This is a genomic window from Eubacterium sp. SB2, from assembly GCF_001244405.1.
In the GTDB taxonomy this organism is placed as follows: Bacteria; Bacillota; Clostridia; order Lachnospirales; family Lachnospiraceae; genus Faecalicatena; species Faecalicatena contortus_B.
Genome location: NZ_LN865153.1, coordinates 284,876 through 306,828 on the forward strand (window position 1 = coordinate 284,876; position 21,953 = coordinate 306,828).

Consider the following 21,953-nt stretch of genomic DNA (forward strand, 5'->3'; position numbering starts at 1 on the left):
TTTGTTTATTCCTTCTGCTTAATTTCAATGCTGCGAGACGTAATCCTCCTGCTTGCGGTTTAATCCTGAAGTCTTGGTTTTCTTGCAAAAGAAGACAGTATCAGCATCAGAACAATTCCATTAAACAGAATCTGCAGGCTGTCCGGCAGGTTAGCCGCTATCAGCAGATTTGTCAGCGTCTGTATGATAGCCGCCCCCAGGAAGCATCCTGCCACTTTGCCTTCACCACTCTGCACACCCCCGATCACGGCCGCTGCAATCGACATCATAACATAACTTTCCCCCATCTTCAGAATAGCGGCACCGCTTAATCCCAACAGCATAATTCCAGCAATCACTGCAAATGTCCCTGAAAACAGGTATGCTGCAAAGCGCACACGCTCCGTGCGGATCCCGCAAAGCCCCGCCGCATTATCATTGCTTCCAACCAAAAACATCTTCTTTCCAAGTTTCAGGTGTCTCAGCCCCAGACCAGTAAGAAGCAAAAGCAATATTACGATGAACACAATCGTTTTAAATGGTCCGGCAGCCTGCCTCCCGATCATCATTATCTGTTCCGGAATACTTCCGCTCACAATCCCTCTTGTATAAAAATAGTTAAAACCATTCACAACGGTTCCCATAATCATAGTCATGATCATAGGTGATATCTTTAGCAGAGTAATTCCTGCAAAATTAATTGCTTCAACAATGAGTCCTGCACACAATACGCACAAAAGAGCAAAAGGGATTCTTGAAGCCTGGTTCCTGCAGATGTCGGCGAACAGAAGCGCCGACATCGACATGATCGCCCCCACCGACAAATCGATCCCATCATTTCCCACAACCATTACAAACAACTGTGAGACTGCAACCAGTGCGATTACACAGGCAAAACCTGCAATATTAGCAATATTATTCAGCGAAGCAAAACCGCTTAGAATAATCTGCCCCGCGATAAACAGTACAACAAGCAGGAGTATGGTGATATGCATATTATTAATCCGGATATCCCATTTTTTATTTCCACTCTTTTCTCTCATATCCTTCTGCTCCTTTTCCGGTTTTTAAGCATGCTGTAAGCCATCATGCCAACGACGCCAAACAGAACGATCAGACCGTTTGAAAGCTCTTCCACATAAGTTGATACCTTCGCCCCCAGCACGGCATAAATCGCCAGCTGCACAAAAAGCGCGCCTAACACTCCGCCCAGGGGATCCCCCTCGCCGCCCGACAGCGCCGCTCCTCCGACCACCGCCGCTGCAACCGCATTCATAGTAAATGAAAGTCCTGCTTTTGGATCTCCGCCTACAATATTTCCCGAAAAGGCGATTGCCGCCCACCCGGTCATAAAGGCGCTGAAAATATAAGCAAAAAACTGCACAGCCACAGTATTGATTCCACTCTCAAATGCCTTGCGTTCATCTTTTCCCGTGGCATAAAGCCAGCTTCCCATCGGTGTCTTTTTCATAAAATACCAGAGAAGTAAGGGCAGGATCACAAAAAATACAATCGACGTGGGGATGCCCGCCAAAGTGCCAAAGCTATACCATTTGGTAAATCCCTCGCTCCCTTTGCCGCCGGCATTCGGCAGAATCCAGAGAGCAAGACCCGTACAAATCGTCTGCATAGCAAACGTGACCAAAAGCGGGTTTATCCGGACTACCGCCACAAAGAAACCATTTACGACCCCAACGGCAACGGATATCAAAAGTGCCAGCACCATAGCCTGCGGCATCCCCATCCCCCGCTCCTGCAGTACAACAAAAGTACAGTTCACCACACATACCAGCGCGCCGGTCGACAGGTCTATGCCCCCGCATATGACGGTTACCGTAACACCAATGGCGATACACGCCAGCGGCACCAGAATATTCAAGAAGTACCGAAATGAAGAAACCGTAAAAAAGCCCTTGGTCTGAAACCCATTCCACAGTAAAAATAGTATGACCAGAATCAGGCTCGGAAGCCACTTTGCTTTAAGTATCTTTTTCATCATCCGCACCTCCCTGTGGTATCGCATATAAATAAATGTTTTCTTTTGTCACTTCTTCCCCTGATAAGATCCCCTTTATCTCACCATTGTACATAATGATAATCCGGTACCTTGGACAGCGCTTTGCCAGATCTATCAATTCCCCCTCGTCACTGGATACGAACACAACCCCCGTCCCCTTCTGGGACAGATCCGCTATGATATGATGTACATCCATCCTGGCGTTTACATCAATGCCCTTTGTCGGGTCATCTAATAACAGGACTTCCGGTTCGGTAACTGTCCACCTTCCCAGAACTACCTTCTGCTGGTTCCCGCCCGAGAGTGTCTTGATCGCATCCGTTCCCTTTCCCATTTTCACCTTATACTTTTCAAGAACCTCTGCCTTTTTCACTGTTTTCATATTCAAAATCAGCTCTGCTACTACGGACAGATTCTCCATGATTGAACGATTTGTAAAGCTGCCGTCCTTCTCTCTGTTACCTGAAACAAAGGCAAATCCTTTCTTTACGGCTTCCGATGAATTTTTTAAAGTAACCTCTTTTCCTTTATGCCATAAGTCAATCGGCCTGCTGATCGCAAACAATTCTCTGACAAGCTGGGACTGCCCCTGCCCCTGGAGGCCTGCAACTCCTACTACCTCCCCTTTTTTCAATTCAAAGTTCATATTTTTATGGAATCCTGCCAGCCTGTGCTCTTTCAGCATCAGCAGGGTTTCCGTATTTTCGTCTTCTATATGATCCGATGCTCTTCTAACAGCCTTCCTGACATCATGACCAGTCATTGCATACAACAGATCATTTTCTTTTACCGTTTTTGTTTCAAATGTGTCGATATACTCCCCATTCCGCAAAACAGTCACCCTGTCACACATTTCATAAATCTCGTTCATACGGTGTGTAATGATAATAATAATGCAGCCCTGCTTTTTCATCTCCCAAAGAATTTCTTTCATAATTTCCACGTCTTTTTTATAGAGCGCGGAAGTGATCTCATCCAATATCAGCACTGCCGGTTCCATGATGATTGCCTTTGCAAATTCAACCAAATACTTTTCATTTTCCTCCAGAGAATCTATGCTTTTATCTTCATATCCGGCAAGCCCTATCTTTTCCAGTACTTCCCCGGCTTTCTTCTTTACAGATTTGTGGTCAGTCCACAGGCCTTTCCGGGGTATGCGGCTCATGCAGACATTCTCCGCAACATTAAAATTATTCATCAGGCTCAGTTCCTGCGAAGTCACTATAATCCCTGATTTTTTAGCATCAAGCGGCGACGTGACATGAATGGGTACATCGTTCAAAAGTACGTCTCCCTTATCCATTCTGTATATGCCGCCGACTATTTTAGAAATCGTACTTTTCCCGGATCCGTTTCCTCCCAGCAAAGCCAGAATCTCCCCGCCCTTTGCTTCCAGGCTGACATCTGCAAGAGCCTGCACCTGCCCGAAAGATTTTGAAATATTCCTGCATTCCAATCGATTCATCCTGTATCCTCCTACCTTATTTTTCAGCTTAGCTGAAAACCCGCCCGCAGGGCATGCATTACGGGATGCCCTTGGGTATACCTTATTTTTCAGCTTAGCTGAAAATCCGCCCGCAGGGCATGCGTTACGGATGCCCTTGGGTTTATCTTATATTGAAGCAGGAAGACTGTTCATCTTCCCGCCCAATCAAATCTCTATTTATCCAGGAACAGTGCATCAATCTCTTCTTCTGACATGAAGCGGTCCAGGCACCAGTCATCGCTGCGGCCTTCACAAATCTCAAGTGCCTCATCCACACTGATCGCCTGTGTCACGGCGAGCCCTTCCATCCACGGTGCATCCGGGTCGCCGTCATCGGTAACGATATAAGGAGCCTCAAGGCGGATCTGATTGATCAGAGTCTCATCAAAGGAATTCGGAGTCAGAACTTCAGGGTTAATTTCATAACCATCCAGCAGTTTGATCGCGATATTCATTGCATCCACAATCTTTCCCGTATAGATGGAGTAAGCAATACAGGAAAGTCCTTCATCCTTCCAGCTCTGCAGGAATGACTTTGAGGTATGCCCAACCATCGGCACATATTCCGCACCCGAATTCTGGAATGCAAGCAGGGTGCCGGGAGCCATGTCATCCTGTGAAATAACTGCCTGAATCCTGTCTCCATATGTTGCGATGTCCTGTGAAATAATACTCTGGGCCTCAGAGTAATTGTAGTGGCATGGTGCGGACGCCAGGATATTGATGTCCGGATAATTCTGCTCCAGAACTTCATGCATTTTATTTACACGCACCGTATCATCTGAGTGTCCGGGAATTCCTGTAAGTTCTACAATATCACCTTTGCCACCGATAGATTCTGCCACCCATGTTGCCAGAGCAGTCGCCATCAGTTCATTATTGTCCGTAATGCAGTATGTATCTTTATAAGGTGCGGCATCCTGTATACAGAGAACCAGAATTCCTTTATCCACAGCAGTCTGCACCGCATCTGCCAGCGCTGTAGTAGACGCCGGGTCCAGCAGGATACAGTCCACACCTTCGTTAATCATCTGATTCATTTGGTTTAACTGCGTATTCACGTCGCTCTGGCATGTCTGTATCACTAATTCTTTTAATTTTCCTTTTTCCTTCAGCTGTTTTGCCCCTTCTTCTGCATCTTCCATCAGCTGTGCACGCCATTTGCTGGAGATCAGCGTATTCAGGAATCCGATTGTATAGCCTTCTCCCGAAACTTTTTCCTCATCTGCTTCTGATTCAGCAGCCTCCTTGCCCGCATCCTCTTTTGTCATCTCCGCTTCCTGGCTGCCGCATCCGCCTAATAATCCCGCCGTCATCATTGCCGCCATAACAAGTGCTAATATCCTTCTTTTCATACTCTCTCCTTCGCCTAAACCAGGCTCTTTAGTAATCTTTTAAAAATTTCCCAAACCTTACCTACAGATTCAATCTTAAGTTCTTCTTTTGGCGTGTGTACTCCATGCGTCTCGGTCCCTATTGAGATAATATCAAGTCCCTCTATCCTGCTCTTAAACAGCCCTAGTTCCAAGCTCGCCGGCATCACCTCAATCTGCGCTTCCTCCCCGGTCACATCCCGGTATGCTTCCTTTGCTTTCGCCAGCATATAGGACTTTGGATTATAGTCCCATTCCGGAGCATCCGTACCGATCTGATACCCCTTCACACCGTTACCGGCCAGTTCCGCCAATGCTGTAATCTGTTTTAAAACCTCATGTTTCCGTGAAGAAACACTGCTGGTTATAGTAGAAATGATTTTCACTTCATTATCCTTCGTGGTCATCAGACCTATATTATTTGAGCATTCCGATATTCCCTTTATTTTAAAGCTCATATTGATGACCCCGTTTGGAATAAGCAGCAGCGATTTTGTAAGGAGGCCCGCCGTCTTGCTGCTGAAAACGTACTCATAATCTTTGACCGACTCATTCAGCTCTATCACAATATTAGGATCTGTGATCTGATACTCCTCTTTCACTTCTTTTGCTGTGATCTCAACAATCTGTTTCACAAGCTCTGTCTCTGCTTCTTCCACCGCCAAAACGATCTCTGCTTCCGCAGGTATCACATTGTTCTGAACTCCTCCTGAAATATCAGCAATTTTTATCCCGGTCTTTTTCAAAAGATTATTCAGAAAACGGGCCGCAAGCTTGATCGAATTTGCCCGTTCCAGTACAATGTCGAATTCACAGTGCCCGCCATACAGACTATGGATAGACAGAGTATAAAATCTCTGATTCTCCGCCTTCTCCCACAAAACAGGAACCACATATTCCGCCGACACATCCCCCGCACATCCCGCAAGTATGTAATCATCCTTGTGCCAGTTCAGATCAATCATCCTTTTGCCTGTCAGCATCTGCGTTCTGTAGTTTTCTCCGCCAACCTTTCCCATTTCCTCCATAACGGTAATCGCCGCCTCCAGAGGAGGGTGCGGTATATCGTCCGAATCCAGTACGGCCAGAAAATACGCCAGACCGATTCCATTATCAGCCCCCAGGGTAGTTCCCTCCGCTCTTATGTATCCATCCTCAATTTTTAAGTCAAGTCCATCATTGAGAAAATCATGTGATACGCCCAGCTCTTTTTTACATACCATATCCATATGCCCATGGAGGATAACCGGCGGTGCATCCTCATATCCTTTTGTTCCGGGCTTTTTAATCAGGATGTTATAGTATTCCGGATCCTGGTAATATTCCAGCCCTCTTTCTTTGGCAAATGCAGCAAACCAGTTGCTTACCTGTTCTTCATGCCCTGAACCTCTCGGGATGTCACTAAGTATTTCGAAATAACGGAACACTTCTTCCGGAACCAGCTTTTTCAACTTTTCTCCCATTTTTACCTCCTATACTTTTTGCAGATGCTCAATATACTTAATTAATTTAACATCATTTTATAGCTTTTGTTTTCTTTATTAATCCACCTTCTTTCGTTATACTAGTTAACATTTTCTTCCAACGCATTAATTTGTATATTTTGCATCTTTTGTTATTATATTTATATCATTTATTGGTTAACATGTCAATATTATTTAGTAAATAAATTTATATTTTAACCTATATATTTTTAAATTTATTTAGTATTTTATTTTTTATTAAAAGCAGGGCGGTCTGTGTACTACAGACCGCCCCGCTTATATCTATTTCAGCGAAACACTTCAGCAAATTCTCTTCATTCAGAATGAAGCAATATAATTGCGTGGAGATTGATGGAAGTATTCCCGAAAAGCCTTATAAAAATTGCTGCTGTTGCTGTAACCAAGCATCAACGCTATTTCTTCAATTGAGAGAGTCGTCCCTTTCAGCAGGATGACCGCCCGTTCCATCCGCTGCTCCAATAAAATCTCAGTAAAAGTTTTTCCAAGCTCTCTATGCAGCAACGCGGATATATAATTCGGATGGTAAGAAAACCGGGCAGCTATATCTTTTAAGGTCACAACATCCGAGTGAGCCTTCATATATTGAAGGATTCGATCCGGCAGACGTGCCGCATCCGGTTCGGGATGCTCGGCGGTGTACTGCCGCATGACTTGTAATAAAAAGGAAAGTACCAGGGGTTTTAAAATATCCTGAGTATCCTCTTTTTCGTCCGCATATTCTATCACCATCATTTCTAAGAGGGTCCGTATGTTACAGTCATCTTCGATTTTGAAATGGATAAATTCATCCGAAAACTGATTTGTTGATGGGTCAATTAAGAAATGAAATAATTTGGAGTTGGCAGATATCATCGGCAAAAATGAACGAAAAAAGGTTTCCCGACGGATCAGCACGCCAATAATCGTTGTCTCTTTATCATCGTGAACGCAAAGCGCATGTCCTGCAAAGGGCTGTCCCGCATAGAGGTCCCCTTTATGAATCGTGATCCGATTGTCGTATTTATAACTGATAGATTCATACTCGCCTTCATAGGTATAATTAAAATAAAAGAAATCATGCCGGTGAAACAATTCCTGCCGCCCTCCGCTTTGATGTACTAAAATCAAAATCTCGTCATTTTCCGGTCCCGGCCAGCGATACATTTTTTCCATTTGGCCATCTATTTCGATATCATGATAGGTCCAGTCTAACGTTAGATACCGTTCCCGCAGCTTATCCACTGCCGAACATAATTTTTCTCTTCCCATATTTGCGCCTCCTTATCGTTACAGTATAGCACAATGATTAGAATATACCATATAAACTGTTAAGTTTTAGCGTTGTCCTCTGCTTAAACATAGCGTTATACTTTAATCTGCGGGTCTGCTAAACTCCGCAAGATAAAATAAACAGGAGGTTTTCCATGTCATTGCGAACAAAAAACGGCAATAAAACTGTTTTTTATCGAAAGCTGTTTTCTTTAGTACTGCCAATTGCCTTTCAGCAGTTTATGCTGGCCGCTGTCAGTGCCTCAGATGCTTTGATGCTGGGTGTTGTGAATCAGGATGCACTTTCCGCAGTATCTTTGGCGGGTCAGATTACATTTGTATTTAACCTTTTCATGGGCGGGCTTACCATGGGAACAAGTATTTTAGCCGCACAGTATTACGGGAAAGGGGACCGAAAATCAATTGAAAAGATTTTTGCTTATGTTACAAAAATCTCCTTCCTCATAGCTGCCGTATTTTTTCTTTCCTCTTTATGTATCCCAGAGCTTTTAATGAAAATATTTACCAGGGAACCACAGTTGATTTCCGGCGGCATCGTATATCTGCGTATTGTATCGGTTTCCTATTTATTCACTGGAGTCTCACAGATTTATTTGTGCATTTTGAAAAATACAAACTGTGCAGCCAAAAGTATGGTAATCGGTTCCAGTGCTGTCGTATTTAATATTTTTCTTAATGCAGCATTGATTTACGGACTTCTGTTCTTTCCCGAAATGGGGATTGCAGGTGCAGCCCTGGCTACAACTATTTCAAAGCTGATCGAAATGTTGTGGGCGTATGTTGAATCTTTGAGGGAAGGCAGAATCCGGTTACATATAGAATACTGCTTTAAAACGGAGAAATGGCTGGCAAAGGACTACTGGAAATATACGCTGCCGATGTTAGGCGATTATCTGGTATGGGGGTGCGGATTTACTATGTATTCTGTTATTATGGGGCATTTAGGAAGCGATGCCGTGGCAGCGAATTCCATAGCAAATATTGCCAAGAATCTGATCGTCAGCTTCTGTACCGGTCTAGCCAATGGCGGAGGCATTGTTGTTGGAAACGAACTTGGTACAGGCAATTTGAATCGTGCAAAGATGTATGGAAGGCTTCTCTGGAAGATGGCAATTGTCAGCGGGATTTTATCCGGTCTGCTTTTGGTTGCTCTGTCACCATTGATTTTAAATGTAACCGCGCTCAGTCCGCAGGCATCCGAATACCTAAAATGGATGCTGATGCTCTGCGCCTGCTATATGATTGCCAAGGCGATCAACATGACAACGATTGCAGGGATTTTTCCCGCCGGGGGAGATTCCAAATTCGGACTGGTCTGCGACACGATTGTAATGTGGGCGTTTGCTGTTCCATTGGGTTTCCTGGCAGCATTTTATCTACATTTACCGGTAGTGGCAGTATTTCTAATCATTAACCTGGATGAAGTTGTCAAGGTTCCTGCTGCCATCCTTCATTACAAGAAATATGGATGGCTGAAAAATATCACCAGAGAAGAAAGAGGCTAACAGAAAAATGGAGGTTATCAAATGACAGAATTAGAAAAATTGGAAGCAGGGCTTGAATATGATTTTTATGATGATGAAGTCAACTCCCGCAAATTACACGCCATCGAAGGGTGCTCGAAGCTGAATGCGGTCAGTCCTGCAGATGATAAGGCGCGTGAAGCCGCGATTCGGGATTTGTTTGGTACCGCGGGAAGCGCGCCCACGGTATTGCCGGTATTTAATTGCGACAACGGAAACAATATCCATGTTGGAGACAACTTTCTCGCTAATTATAATGTAACTATTTTGGATATTGCTCCAGTACACATCGGCAATTATGTAATGATTGGGCCTAATACCCTGATCACAACCGTCAATCACCCCCTCTCCCCCAAAGGGCGGCGGGCGCATTTAGGCCAGGCTAAGCCTGTTGCTATTGGAAACGATGTGTGGATTGGCGGAAATTGCACCATATTACCCGGCGTAACGGTCGGAAATAATGTCGTGATCGCAGCTGGGGCCGTGGTCACAAAAGATGTGCCGGACAACTGTGTTGTTGGCGGAGTGCCGGCAAAACTGATCAGAAAAATCGAGGATGACACTGAGGAATAACCAGTTTTTAATCTTTAACCAATGACTACCGTCGTATTTACGCCGGTAGGCACTAAAGCAGAGACCCGGTACCGCTCAGCCATGAAACAGCGCTGCAGCCTTTCGGTTGCAGCGCCTTGTATTTTTCCTTCGTATATCCGTATCTTATCCACTGAGGCCCGGCTCTTATGATTTTTAATTATCAATAATTCTTATACATTGATTTTCAGCTTTGCTGAAAACCTGCCCGCAGGGCATGGGTTACGGTGTGCCCTTGGGTATACATTAATTTTCAGCTTTGCTGAAAACCCGCCTGCAGGGCATAAGTTACAGTGTGCCCTTTGGGTATTATTTCTTTATCATAAAATCAATAATTGCCTCTGCAAGTTTTTCATCCTGCTCAATCGCCAGATGATGGCCGCATTCACGGAATACCATATCTTTTTCCACACTCTCAAAGATCTTCAGCGCATGATCCTTCACCGTGATGCCGTAGAATTCCATTCCGCCCACTGTCATGACCCGATGTTTTAATTTTCCGTTTTTCTCCATCAGTTCACGGTTAATATGCATATTTTTAATTTCCGCACGGTACGTTTCCAGGATTCCTCTCATACCTCCGGGAGATGTGAACCTGTCATTATATTCATTCATCAGCTCGTCGCTGTGTGCATTTGGGTTATAACTGCTCCCCTTTAATAACTGATCCCAAAATTCGCATTCGTGCCCCTGCAGAAGCATTTCCGGTATATTCTGTACAAAGAAAAACGGTACATGCCATAGCCATTTTCCCGTGTTATTATACTGCGCAATGATATTTTCCTCTGTAAAAAAAGAGGCTTCCTCGATCCCATAGCCAGAAATGGCCATTTCACCGTAAGATATATCAATTACTTTTTCCGGGTGGAGCTGCGTATAAGCCCATCCATACTCTGCTCCTCTGTCCTCTCCATGGATATGGAATTTTTCGATTCCGAGCGAGCTCATTAATTCATCAATATCCTGTGCCATCGTCAAATTATCGTAGCCCGCCGTTGCACCAGGTTTGTCCGTATATCCAAACCCTCTCAGATCCGGCGCCACCACTTGAAAGTAGGGTGTTAATCTCGGAATAAGCTTATGCCAGTAGCAGTTTGTTTTCGGGGTTCCATGCAGCAGCAGGAGCGGTTCTCCCTCGCCAGCCGTTACATAATGCATCCGGATGCCATTCACTCTCGCTAAACCGTGTTTTACTTCCTGTCCATTGTGGTCATACATTTCCATACTCATATTATTTTCCTCCTGCTTCTTTTCTATTCTGCATATTCTACATCATACTTCTCTTCATCACAGTTGCTGCTGTCAACCAATTCGAATGGGATGTCATATAATTCTTCAATCTTTTCACCCTTTGCAGCGGACAGCGCAACCTTCAGGCCGTCCTCTGCCTGCTGGGGAGCATTTTGGAAGGATGTGCATACAAGCGTTCCGTCTTTGATCGCCTGCAAAGCATCTGCAATACAATCGATTCCGCCCACCATAACCTTTCCTTCGTACTGCGTCCCCTTCAGCGCTTCAAGTGCCCCCATCGCCATGGAGTCGCTCTGCGCAAAAATGATGTCAAACTCCAGACCAGACTGGATAATATTCTCTACGGCTGACATTGCTTTCGCTCGGTCCCAGTCACATGTCTTTGTAGCAATTACCTCGATGTCCGGATTCTGGTCTAAAACCTCCTGCATTCCTTCCCCTCTGGCAATGACGCAGTCTTGTCCAGTAGGGCCTTCCAACACGACTAATTTTCCCTTCCCCTTCGCTTCTTCTGCTAAACGGGTCATTGTCTGAATCCCGGATTCTTTATGGTTCGAACCTACAAAAGAAGACCGGTTGGAGGAATTCGTTTCCTGGCACAATTCAATGACCGGGATACCCGCTTCTGCCGCCGCATCTACCCCCGGAGCACATCCGGCCCTGTCATACGGTACCATCAAAATCGCGTCCACGCCCTGGGATACGAGCGTCTCCATCTGAGATACCTGCGTTGCCGAATTGCTCTGCCCATCCATATGTACCAGTTCTACTTCATCGGCATAATTTTCCTTGCAGTATTTATCTACATATGATTTCAGCGTGGCCTGGTACTGGGTCGTCAGATCCATCCATGAACAGCCAATCACATAGGTCTCTTTCCCTCCCTTCTCTTTAGTTTTTGTATCGGAACCTGCGTCCGACTTACCGCAGGCACATACAAATACCATAACACACACTAATAATAAAACGGTTGATAATGATTTCATTTTTTTCATAATCTTTCCTCCTTTTAATTCCTCTTCGTCTGCACGATGTCCATCAGAACAGCCAGAACGATTACAATTCCTTTTACGATCTGCTGTATATAGGTAGATATATTCAAGATATCCAATCCATTGCTTAGTACTCCAAGGATCAGCATACCGATCACGGTTCCCGCAATGTGCCCCTTTCCGCCTGAAATGCTTGTCCCGCCAATTACCGCCGCAGCGATGGCGTCCAGTTCATAACCGGCCCCTGCATTTGGCGCGCCGGTATTCGTCCTTGCCGAAAGAATGAGCCCGACTATGCCGCAAAGGGCCCCCATATAAAGATACACAAAGAACTTGACATGTTTCACACTGATACCAGACGCCCTCGCCGCATCTTCATTTCCACCAACAGCAAAGATATAACGCCCTAACTTCGTACTATGTAAGATGACACCCGATATCGCTATAATCAAAATCAGTATCCATACCGGTACAGGAATTCCCAGAAGGCTTCCCTGTCCTATAAAATTGAAGGATTTTTTAAAATCGACAATCGGCTGTCCCTTGGCATATAATAGAGCCATTCCTCTTGCCGCAGTCGTCATCCCTAACGTCACTATAAATGGCGGCGCACCCGCATATGCCACAAGACTTCCGTTTACGGCGCCGGCAGCCAGACCGATGACAACGGCAGTTAAAAACACGGCGGCCAGCGGAAATCCGCTTTCCGGATGCGCCATATCCGCTGCTATTACGCCCGCCAATGCAAGTACCGAACCCACAGACAGATCGATTCCTCCCGTTATCAGGATCAAGGTTGCGCCAATAGCCAATATCCCCGTGATTGAGACCTGCCGGAATACGTTGACAATATTTCTGTATGCCAGAAACCGGCCGTCCGATAAAATCGAAATCACAATACACATGACAGCCAGGACAAGAAATATGCCATAGGTATTCAGTATTTTATTTACAGAACCTTTCTTTTTCTGCAATGTTTCCATGATTTTTCCTCCCTACCCAAGATCCATCATAATTCTTTCCTGGGTTATTTCTTTTCCGGTCAGGCTTCCTTTTATAACACCTTCGTGTACCGTAATGATTCTGTCACTAATCCCGATCAGTTCCGGCATTTCAGACGAAATAACAATCACGCCTTTCCCCTCATGTGCCATCTGTTCAATCAGTGTATAGATTTCCTGTTTCGCCCCGATATCTATCCCCCGGGTCGGTTCATCCAGAATCAGGATGTCCGGTTTTGTCAGAAGCCATTTAGCCAATACCACTTTCTGCTGGTTGCCCCCGCTCAGTTTTCCGACTTTGGTTTTAATGCTTGAGGACTTAATCCGCAGGTCTTTTGAAAACTTATAAGCCTGTTCCTTCTCGTTCCCGCGGTTCACGATTCCCACTTTCGCCAGATTGTTAAGCCACGAAATTGAAATATTATAAGAAATTGGTAAATCCAAAAACAGCCCAAATCTCTTCCTGTCTTCAGACGCCAGCGCCAGCCCATGGTTAATGGCATCTCTGACGCTGCGGATATCCAGTTTTTTCCCTTCTTTTATAATCTCTCCGCCCTGACGTTTTCTCAGCCCAAATATTGCCTCCATTATTTCCGTACGCCCTGCGCCGACCAGCCCTGCAAATCCGAGTACTTCTCCTTTATGCAACTTAAAACTTACATCTTCACAGACGCCTTTACACTTCAAGTGCCTGACCTCCAGCATTACCTCGCCGGTCACAGCCGGATGCCTGTCATAAATGGACTTTAATTCTCTGCCAACCATCAGGCTTACCAGTTTTTCCTGGTCGAGTTCAATGGATGGGGCGCTCCCGATGTACTGCCCGTCCCTCAGCACAGTAATGAAATCTGAGATTTTGAAGATTTCTTCCATTTTATGAGATATGTACAGTATTCCGACGCCCTTAGCTCTCAGCGTGCGGATGATCCGGAAAAGATTTTCTACTTCATGGTCTGATATAGCAGATGTCGGTTCGTCCATGATAATCACATCCGCCTTTGCAGATACAGCCTTCGCAATTTCCACCATCTGCATCTGTGCCTGACTTAATTCTTTCATAAACGCTTTCGAATCTATTCCCTCTATCCCCAGGTCCCGAAACAGCGCCTCCGTTTTTTGGTATAGAACCGACTTCTGCACGATCCCTTTCCTGGCCGGATAATCATACAGGAAGATATTATCCGCTACACTCATGTCAAGAATAGGCATCAGTTCCTGGTGTATCATGGAAATCCCTAATTTGTGCGCTCTCTTTGGGCTTTCTATTTTTACCTTCTGGCCGTTCAGTATTATTTCACCGTCATCGGGCTGATATATCCCCATCAGAATTTTCATCAGGGTAGATTTTCCTGCCCCGTTCTCTCCCATCAAAGCGTGGACAGTACCTTTTGCCAGCTGCAGTTCCACATGGTCCAGCGCCTTTACTCCCGGAAATTCTTTTGTGATACCGCGCATGACCAATAACTTCTCTTCCATCATCGTCATTTTAATCACCACTTTGCAAATGCTTACTCTTTATAGCTCCGGAGCAATGCAGAACACCGCATGAGCCGGTTGTGCCCAATTGTTTACCATCTGGTATTCTGTGTTTTTAGGAATAAACATCACTTCATCCTTTTCAATTTTGAACACTTCCCGTGACTCCATCATAATAAATGAAATCGTTCCCTCCGTAACAAACACTGCTGTTTCTCCTGCATGTGATTCAGGATCAGAAACACGGCACCCTACACCCCCTGAAGGAAGAATGAGTTCACCAAAATGTATCTTATCGTTACTGCAGGCAAATCTCATGAAATATGGGTTATCCAGTCCGTTGATTACATTGAGTTTATTTTCTTCTCTGATCAGCCGTAAATACTTGGGCTCTCTTCTTAATTCTTCTCCTGCAGCCGGCCAGCAGCCTACATCATTAATGGTTCCGTTTGTACCGGTTTCTTTACAATCCGGCCAGGGCTTATAGTCTGCTTCATCTTTCCCCTTCAGGACTCTCCACTTCCCCTCAAGGTCCGTGGGAAAAACCTGTTCTTCTTCATTGACCATCTGCGGGGCCAGTGCAAAAACTGCTTTCATCCTTTTAGTCCCAAAATTATAGCCGCCATGCGCTCCCTCCTGCGGGATAATCAGAACATCATTTTCCATAGCCCGTACAGCCTGCCCTGTAATCGGATTCACCTCCGTAAGCTCGCCTTCCAATATGTAATAGCACTCATCTCCCGGATGGTGATCCGGTGGTGAAAACATCGCCCCCGGGGCCAATTCGAAATATCCCATCGTCAATTCACTCGTACTGACATAGAGATTATTTAAATCACTGGTGCTAATGGCAAAATCCGGATATGTAAAATATCCCACCTGTTCTTTGCCAATCCGCATCGGTTTATCTTTTGGCACATCATATGGATGATTGCCAAATACGATTCTTGCCATATGTATCCTCCTTCTTTTTACTTAATTTTATTTAAGTATTTTTGTTAAGTTAACTTTATCATTTAATTTATAAATTGTCAATACAGCTTTTAATTACGGTGGTTTTTTCGTTATATTCAACAATTATTATTTCATTTTATTGCGTTTCTTCCCTTATTATTTGTTGATTTTAACAGTAGTTTTCTCATTTTATATTTTCTCATTTTTACAACTCAATATTTAACTTTACTTATATTAAGTTAATGTGCTAGAATAATCTGCAGGAGGTATTTGTATGAAAAATATAGACATCGCCAGAAAACTTGGCATTTCTCCAACCGCTGTGTCTCTGGCCCTGAATCACCACACCGGTGTTTCCGAAGAAACACGTCAAAGAGTCCGCAGTCTAAAAAACTGCTCCATGACTGGATCAGACGGCCGCAGCGCACTGCCCAATCGTTCCATCACTTTAGCGATTCATAAAAAACATGGGGAAATCATGAATGATAAACCATTTTTTTCAGATTTAATAAGTACGATACAGCAGGAAGCTCTCCAATATTCTTATAACCTCAATGTTTTGCATTATAAACTGCTTCAAAACAAGGAATTGTATTTAGATACCCTGCGGGCGGAAGACAATAAAGGTATTATCCTTCTTGCAACAGAATTGGATCAAGAAGATTTTGACATTTATAAAAAGATAGAAAAACCGCTTATATTGTTGGACAGTGTATACAGCGCCGTGCGTCTAAACGCGGTGACCATCAATAATAGGGGCTCTGTTTTTCAGGCAGTAAGGTATGCTTACAACCTTGGGCACCGCAGTATAGGATATCTAAAGAGCCTGACCCACATCAGTAATTTTAATCAACGTTTTGAGGGATACCAAAGCGCTTTAAAATACTACAATATAGAGCAGAATTATCATCCTGTTTTTGAACTTCCCTGCAGCATCGAAGAGTCCTGTCAGGAAATGAAAAAAATACTGCACAGTACATCCGGTATACAAATGCCGACCATTTTCCTCTCTGATTTGGATTACATAGCATTAGGCGCTGCAAAGGCTCTCAAAGAGTCTGGATACCGAATTGGGCAGGATGTTTCTATGATTGGTTATGATGATCTTCCTGCCTGCAAAATATTCGATCCGCCGCTGACGTCTATTCAAGTGTCACAGCATAGAATGGGCAAAGCCGCCGTGCGGCAGCTCATAGATCATATTACCACTCCGAAACCCTATACTTCCGTCACGGAAATCTCGGCAAAACTAATCCCCCGAGCCAGCACTGCCCCGCCATCATGTAGCACTACCTCCAAAATGAGAGGTGCCACGTAATGGTGGGACGGTACAACGTTTCAGGCTTGCCTGAACTGTTTCAGGACAGTAAAAACCGGGGACCTGAATGCCGCCTAAAACAGCATTCCAGCCCCCGGTAGATTATTCATTGATATCTTTTACGCTTTCTCTTTCTATCAGATCGGATGAAATTTGTGTGCTGGTATAATAATCTCCTTTTTCACTCATTTTTTCCAGCAGCCTGTTCATAGCCAGGCGTCCGATATCCTTACGGTTGACTCGCACTGTGGTTAAGGGCGGCTCAAAAACCTCGCATGCCGCTACATCATCATATCCTATCACAGAAATATCTTCCGGTATCCGGTACCCCTCTTCTTTCAGAGCCTGCATAGCCCCCAATGCGATATAGTCCAGATCCGCCAGGAACAAGGTGGGCATAACGAAATCCTTATCCTCCCGCAGTAATTCTTTCATTTTTTTGTATGCACCCTCGATATTGCACGGCAGACTGATTACCGGGTGCCGGTATTCTTCCAGCTGATATTCTCTGATTCCTTTCATAAACCCGTCAAACCGATGTCCGAAATTCTGGATAAACACCCCGCCTTTTAAATATCCGATATGGCGGTGCCCTTTCTTATATGCATAACTGACGGCGTTAAAAACTGAATTTTCATTATCTATAGTAACCGAATCCATGCATGCCAGCTCAAATGCACCATCCAGCAGCACAATCGGCACCTTTAGATTTTGGTAATACTCCAGATCCTCATAGGTCATCTCTGTTGCCATAAGTATGATACCATCGATGGGCATTCCTTCTATATACTCCACATACTGTTCCAGTTCCTGCCCCGGCATATAATGTGCGACCGTAAGAGTATAAGAACGTTTCATGGCCTCTTGCTGTATTGTTTCTATTAAGTCAGAAAAGAAAGGTTTCTCTTTTATGATCTCCCCATGCCTTTTATGAATGCTTAACAGTAATGTGCCATTCTGCTTCTTATCTGTATGAAGCATCTGATAGGACTTATTTGCGTCTTCGTTAATTAATTCCAGCACTTTAAGCCTTGTCTCCTCAGATACTCCGGGCCTGTTATTAATTGCAAGCGAAACCGCTGTAGTCGATATCCCTAATATTTTTGCAATCTCTTTATTCTTAATCCGCATATGGCATCTCCTTCACTTTTGAAAATGTTTCCTTTATGAAAGTTTAGCATTTAAGTGGACTAATGTAAAGTTTCTTTTTTATAGGTATGATTATGACCCTTAACTATTTAGCAAAAAGGGATACTAGTCGAAAAAACATTGTTTGGTACTTATTTTAGACGCAAAAGGCGGCTCCTGTTATGGACGGTTTATCTTAAATGTAGTAAAATTAACTTAATAGGAAATTAGAATTGACCAGGCAAAGCGAGGGATGCTTCTTGACCAAAAGCCAAGAAGAAGGATTTAGCGGTAATTTAAAATTTATTGAGGAGAAAAAATAACATGAAAAACAAAAAGTTAAATTCGATACTATATGGAATCGCGGCTATAATTTTTGTCATTCTTGGTATAACCCAGCATGAAGTAATTTGGTATATACTTGGTTGTGCATGTGTTGTTTTTTGTGGAGGTAGAAAATATGACAAAATATAAACTTAGTAAACAAGAATTTCAGGACCATTGGGATGACCAAATTCGATTTATTCAGAAATCAATTAAAGAATTTGACCTTGGTGACGAAAAAGAAGCTCAGCGACTTGCAACTCATCTCCGGATTTTATTCCATGAAACCAGTTCTTCAAAATCGATTTTTGGTCAGCTAAAACCACAAATCATTTTCTGTTCTAGTGGGGATTTATACACACCTAGTAACTTACTCACTTCATGGACTCTTCTTGATTTAATGGTAACCCCTGAGAGAATAGAGTATAATGCAAAATCAGTAAATCAGTCTAGGTGCTTTTTCCTGATGTTTAATGATTGGTGGAATGAGATTATTTTTGATGATAAAAAAAATAAATTTACCAGACGTGATATTGTCAAATATGTTGCAAATCAAGATGGAGGAACGCATGTTGATCCTGAACTAGATAAAGCATATGCAACACTTACTAAAATGAATTCGCTTGGTTGGGTTAATTCTAATGGAAATGTGCCTTCAAATAATCCGGCTTATCAGGCAATACGTGCTGTAGCAAATGAAGTACTTTCTTCAATTGCCATTTCCGCAAGTGGCCTTAAAAATAGAACAAAGCAAAAAGAAAAAGAGTTTGAAATGCGAATAGTTGATAATGCTGGAAGAAGATATAAGTGGTCAAAAACTGAGATACCCTGTAGCCCTGAGACTATGGCGTTAGTTTTAAAAGACAATGTAGAAAAAAGAACACTATATATTGATGAATACAAAAATGGTAGTAGAGTTAAATATATTGGCCCTTAAAAATTTCTAAGAAAAAAGATAAACTTCAAATATGAGTATGGCTAATCTAATATATATTAAGTAATATGAATTCCAGCTTGTTTCAAGCGGTGAAGAATTATGAATCGTATAAACAAAGAAAGGTCTGTAATAATAAATTAATAACAGCTAAAGGAATCATTAGATGAATGGATAAAGAAACTATGCAGGATTAGTACATGACTATATTTAGTATTATCGAGAAATGTAGGATGAACAGATAGTTTAAATTCTGCCACCTATGGTAGCAGAATTTAAAAGAGACATTATGAATAACATAATCCGTACGCTGGAATATAAAGATTTTGTAGACAGAATCATCTCAAAAAAAATTCAAAATTGTACAATTCACTTATATATCATTCATTCAAGACACTTAAAATATCCTTAAAGTTCTCCAGGTTATAATCCCCTAAATGCTCTTTTCCCGCCTGTCCCACACAAGCAGTCTCCATCCCGGCCCTATGTGCCGCCTCCACTCCGGCGGCGGCATCCTCCACTACTAGGCAGTCCTTCGGTTTTAATCCGAGTTCTGCGGCAGCCTTTTGAAATACTTCCGGGTGAGGTTTTGAATGTGTGATCTGAGTACCATCTATTATCGCATCGAATACATTAGCCAGACCTGTCTTTTTTTCAGCTTTCATGTCTGTCTCTGTTTCGGTATGCGCGGCAGACGCTGCGTACAGGCCCAATCGCCCCAGAATGAACCGTGCATTCTTGCTGGAGGATCCAACCGCAAGAGAGTACCCTTTTTCCCGCAGTCTTAAAATCGTATCGCGCACCTCTGCGGACAGATCCTGCTCATTCATCTGCTCCAGTGCCGTCCTGTAAATCTGATTCTTTTCAGCAAGTATCTTTTGTTTTTCAATCGTATGCAGAGGCGTTCCTGTATATTTTTCCAGAATAATCTCCAGGCTCTCCGATCTGGACACGCCTCTTAACCTTTGGTTGATCTCCTCATCAAAGTAAACCGGCAGCTGATCTGCCACCCGCTTCCACGCCATATAGTGGTATTGGTCAGTAGAACAGAGGACACCGTCCAGGTCAAAAATAATTCCTTTCCATTTCATTACTCTTTTATTGACAGGAAGGTGTTCTTCCCGCCCCTTTCCTTTATTTTTGCTATAGGGTGGTTCCAAACATTCCACAGAAAGGATCTACAGGAGAAATGCCTTTAAAGGGACTCCTGCCCATGATCTTTTCGATTACCATATCTATGATTGTCTGGGATACGTGGTATGTGTTGATGATGGTCGGAATCATGGGTGCATCTACAAATCCATATGGATTTCCCAGAGATACCATCAGGGTGGGAACCTCTTTTACAAAATAAGGTCCCTCCTGCGCCACTGCACCCTGCCATTGAATCCGGGCTGTTGTCTGGTAACTGGCATTGATGATATTGGAGAAATACATGATGACATCATATTTCTTCACAATCTCCTCCGTAGAAACGACTGTTTCTTCCATTGTTGTATGTTCGGCATCATAGACATCTACCTCAAATCCCGCCTTCTGCAAAGCGCGAATGACCATTTCCCGGCAGCGGCTGCCGCCGGTAAATCCCGGCTTATCCCCGTTTACATGGAGCCATACCCGTCTGTGCTTTTTTGGCGTAACCGGGAGCAGATTCTGCGTATCCTTTACTAATGTAATTGCCTGATCCGCACACTCAGCTGCCAGCCTCAAAGATTCTGGTGCGGCGATCAGCCCACGGTAATTGTCCGCAGTGAAATGTTTCTTTTCGTGAAGCCCCAGAGAAGCTTTTAATGCCAGAACACGCGTCACTGCCTCATCGAGCCGCTCCATGCTCACGACTCCTGTACGCACTGCATCGATCAGATAGGAAAGATCTTCCTCAAGGTTTTTGCCAAATAGTATCATATCCACGCCGGCATTGATTGTTGCCGGTATCAGATCTCTTCGTTTCATAGCCGTGCAGTAGCCAAGCATATTTGCGGCATCGGTAAGGACAACTCCCTGAAATCCAAGTTTTCCTCTCAGCAGGCCCTGAACCAGTTCTTTGGAACAGGAGGCCGGAAGTATCTGCTCCTCTGTAAGTTCCGGACTAAAATGGCGGCTGTATGCAGGCTGCAGGATATGTCCTGCCATCACGGTCTGGGCGCCTTTTTCTATCAGGCATTTATATATCTTCCCATAGGTGGCATCCCATTCTTCGCAGCTTAAGTCATTGACGGATGCAACCAGATGCTGATCCCGTTCATCACAGCCATCCCCCGGGAAATGCTTGATTGAGACTGCAACACCATTCTTCGCTGCGCCGTCCATATACGCCTCACACATACTGAGCACAGTTTCCGGATCACTTCCATAGGTTCTTGTATTCGTAATTGGGTTCCGCCAGTTTCTGTCAATATCACAGACAGGGGCAAAAGCCAGATTCACTCCAACCGCGCTCCCTTCCCGGGCACTGATATCTCCCAGATGATATGCCTGGCGGACGTCACCGGTGGCTGCCACTTCCAACTGGCTTGCAAAGTTTGTCCCCTCCAGTACAGCGCCGCTCCCCCCTGCTTCCAGATTCGCTGCAATCAGCACTGGAATCTTCGCCAGCGCCTGTAGTTTATCATTTCTATTCTTTAATTTGTCTGCCCGGCCCGGCCGATACATGATCCCGCCAAATTGAAATTTCCGGTACATATCCAGGATGTCCTCATCATGATCCGACTGGCCGATCACCAGGAACAATTGTCCGGCCTTCTCCTCCACAGACATCTGGTCTAATGTCTTTTTTACCCATTCCTGCTGTGTTTTTCCCAAATGAAAGGGTGTTTTACTTAAATCTGTCAT

The 21,953-nt window shown here is 44.1% G+C and carries 19 protein-coding genes; 4 read left to right on the forward strand and 15 right to left on the reverse strand.

The window, feature by feature from the left end:
- Nucleotides 1–59: 59 nt before the first annotated feature.
- The 6 genes from BN1938_RS13605 to BN1938_RS13630 form a co-directional block, all read right to left on the reverse strand.
- Nucleotides 60–1,022 carry an ABC transporter permease gene (locus tag BN1938_RS13605; protein WP_050641131.1) on the reverse strand — a complete coding sequence of 321 codons (963 nt, stop codon included), beginning with the start codon at nucleotides 1,020–1,022 and terminating at the stop codon, nucleotides 60–62.
- On the reverse strand, nucleotides 1,019–1,978 hold the full coding sequence (locus BN1938_RS13610; RefSeq protein WP_187376315.1) for an ABC transporter permease: 960 nt from the start codon (nucleotides 1,976–1,978) through the stop codon (nucleotides 1,019–1,021). The genes BN1938_RS13605 and BN1938_RS13610 overlap by 4 nt, the downstream gene beginning before the upstream one ends.
- Nucleotides 1,959–3,461 carry a sugar ABC transporter ATP-binding protein gene (locus BN1938_RS13615; protein WP_050641133.1) on the reverse strand — a complete coding sequence of 501 codons (1,503 nt, stop codon included), beginning with the start codon at nucleotides 3,459–3,461 and terminating at the stop codon, nucleotides 1,959–1,961. The genes BN1938_RS13610 and BN1938_RS13615 overlap by 20 nt, the downstream gene beginning before the upstream one ends.
- Nucleotides 3,462–3,655: 194 nt before the next feature.
- Complete coding sequence (locus tag BN1938_RS13620; protein ID WP_050641134.1) at nucleotides 3,656–4,837, reverse strand: substrate-binding domain-containing protein; 1,182 nt, start codon at nucleotides 4,835–4,837, stop codon at nucleotides 3,656–3,658.
- A gap of 14 nt (nucleotides 4,838–4,851) precedes the next feature.
- On the reverse strand, nucleotides 4,852–6,318 hold the full coding sequence (pepD, locus tag BN1938_RS13625; protein WP_050641135.1) for a beta-Ala-His dipeptidase: 1,467 nt from the start codon (nucleotides 6,316–6,318) through the stop codon (nucleotides 4,852–4,854).
- 339 nt (nucleotides 6,319–6,657) lie between these two features.
- Nucleotides 6,658–7,608, reverse strand: coding sequence for a helix-turn-helix transcriptional regulator (locus tag BN1938_RS13630; RefSeq protein WP_050641136.1), 951 nt, complete (start codon nucleotides 7,606–7,608; stop codon nucleotides 6,658–6,660).
- A gap of 155 nt (nucleotides 7,609–7,763) precedes the next feature.
- On the opposite strand from BN1938_RS13630, the gene BN1938_RS13635 reads away from it, so the two are divergent.
- Both BN1938_RS13635 and BN1938_RS13640 read left to right on the forward strand, forming a co-directional pair.
- A complete protein-coding gene (locus BN1938_RS13635) occupies nucleotides 7,764–9,134 on the forward strand; it encodes an MATE family efflux transporter (protein ID WP_050641137.1) in 1,371 nt (456 codons plus the stop codon).
- 21 nt (nucleotides 9,135–9,155) lie between these two features.
- Nucleotides 9,156–9,725 (forward strand): sugar O-acetyltransferase, encoded by a 570-nt coding sequence (locus tag BN1938_RS13640; RefSeq protein ID WP_050641138.1) that lies wholly within the window; start codon nucleotides 9,156–9,158, stop codon nucleotides 9,723–9,725.
- Between the two features lie 14 nt (nucleotides 9,726–9,739).
- Here BN1938_RS13640 and BN1938_RS23785 read toward each other — a convergent pair whose 3' ends face one another.
- From BN1938_RS23785 to BN1938_RS13665, 6 genes are all read right to left on the reverse strand, one after another.
- Nucleotides 9,740–9,877 (reverse strand): hypothetical protein, encoded by a 138-nt coding sequence (locus BN1938_RS23785; protein WP_207642676.1) that lies wholly within the window; start codon nucleotides 9,875–9,877, stop codon nucleotides 9,740–9,742.
- A gap of 175 nt (nucleotides 9,878–10,052) precedes the next feature.
- On the reverse strand, nucleotides 10,053–10,973 hold the full coding sequence (locus BN1938_RS13645; RefSeq protein ID WP_242843862.1) for an alpha/beta fold hydrolase: 921 nt from the start codon (nucleotides 10,971–10,973) through the stop codon (nucleotides 10,053–10,055).
- Nucleotides 10,974–10,996: 23 nt separating this feature from the next.
- Nucleotides 10,997–11,989 carry a substrate-binding domain-containing protein gene (locus BN1938_RS13650; RefSeq protein WP_050641139.1) on the reverse strand — a complete coding sequence of 331 codons (993 nt, stop codon included), beginning with the start codon at nucleotides 11,987–11,989 and terminating at the stop codon, nucleotides 10,997–10,999.
- A 14-nt stretch (nucleotides 11,990–12,003) separates the two neighbouring features.
- Nucleotides 12,004–12,969, reverse strand: a complete 966-nt coding sequence (locus tag BN1938_RS13655) for an ABC transporter permease (RefSeq protein ID WP_050641140.1) — start codon at nucleotides 12,967–12,969, stop codon at nucleotides 12,004–12,006.
- Between the two features lie 12 nt (nucleotides 12,970–12,981).
- On the reverse strand, nucleotides 12,982–14,472 hold the full coding sequence (locus BN1938_RS13660) for a sugar ABC transporter ATP-binding protein (protein WP_242843863.1): 1,491 nt from the start codon (nucleotides 14,470–14,472) through the stop codon (nucleotides 12,982–12,984).
- Nucleotides 14,473–14,502: 30 nt separating this feature from the next.
- On the reverse strand, nucleotides 14,503–15,417 hold the full coding sequence (locus BN1938_RS13665) for a cupin domain-containing protein (RefSeq protein ID WP_050641141.1): 915 nt from the start codon (nucleotides 15,415–15,417) through the stop codon (nucleotides 14,503–14,505).
- A 274-nt stretch (nucleotides 15,418–15,691) separates the two neighbouring features.
- Here BN1938_RS13665 and BN1938_RS13670 point away from each other — a divergent pair, with 274 nt between their 5' ends.
- Nucleotides 15,692–16,735, forward strand: coding sequence for a LacI family DNA-binding transcriptional regulator (locus BN1938_RS13670; protein WP_050641142.1), 1,044 nt, complete (start codon nucleotides 15,692–15,694; stop codon nucleotides 16,733–16,735).
- A gap of 102 nt (nucleotides 16,736–16,837) precedes the next feature.
- Here BN1938_RS13670 and BN1938_RS13675 read toward each other — a convergent pair whose 3' ends face one another.
- Nucleotides 16,838–17,866, reverse strand: coding sequence for a LacI family DNA-binding transcriptional regulator (locus tag BN1938_RS13675; RefSeq protein ID WP_050641143.1), 1,029 nt, complete (start codon nucleotides 17,864–17,866; stop codon nucleotides 16,838–16,840).
- 457 nt (nucleotides 17,867–18,323) lie between these two features.
- Between BN1938_RS13675 and BN1938_RS13680 the strand changes: the two genes are divergently transcribed.
- Entirely contained in the window at nucleotides 18,324–19,124 is an 801-nt protein-coding gene (locus BN1938_RS13680; protein WP_050641144.1) for a hypothetical protein, read from the forward strand.
- A 377-nt stretch (nucleotides 19,125–19,501) separates the two neighbouring features.
- Here the strand turns inward: BN1938_RS13680 and BN1938_RS13685 are convergent, their stop codons facing one another.
- Together BN1938_RS13685 and BN1938_RS13690 are read right to left on the reverse strand one after the other, a co-directional pair.
- Nucleotides 19,502–20,212 carry an HAD-IA family hydrolase gene (locus BN1938_RS13685; protein WP_050642697.1) on the reverse strand — a complete coding sequence of 237 codons (711 nt, stop codon included), beginning with the start codon at nucleotides 20,210–20,212 and terminating at the stop codon, nucleotides 19,502–19,504.
- Between the two features lie 52 nt (nucleotides 20,213–20,264).
- The gene (locus tag BN1938_RS13690; RefSeq protein WP_050641145.1) at nucleotides 20,265–21,953 is read right to left on the reverse strand and encodes a glycoside hydrolase family 3 N-terminal domain-containing protein; all 1,689 of its coding nucleotides are present in this window, start codon (nucleotides 21,951–21,953) and stop codon (nucleotides 20,265–20,267) included.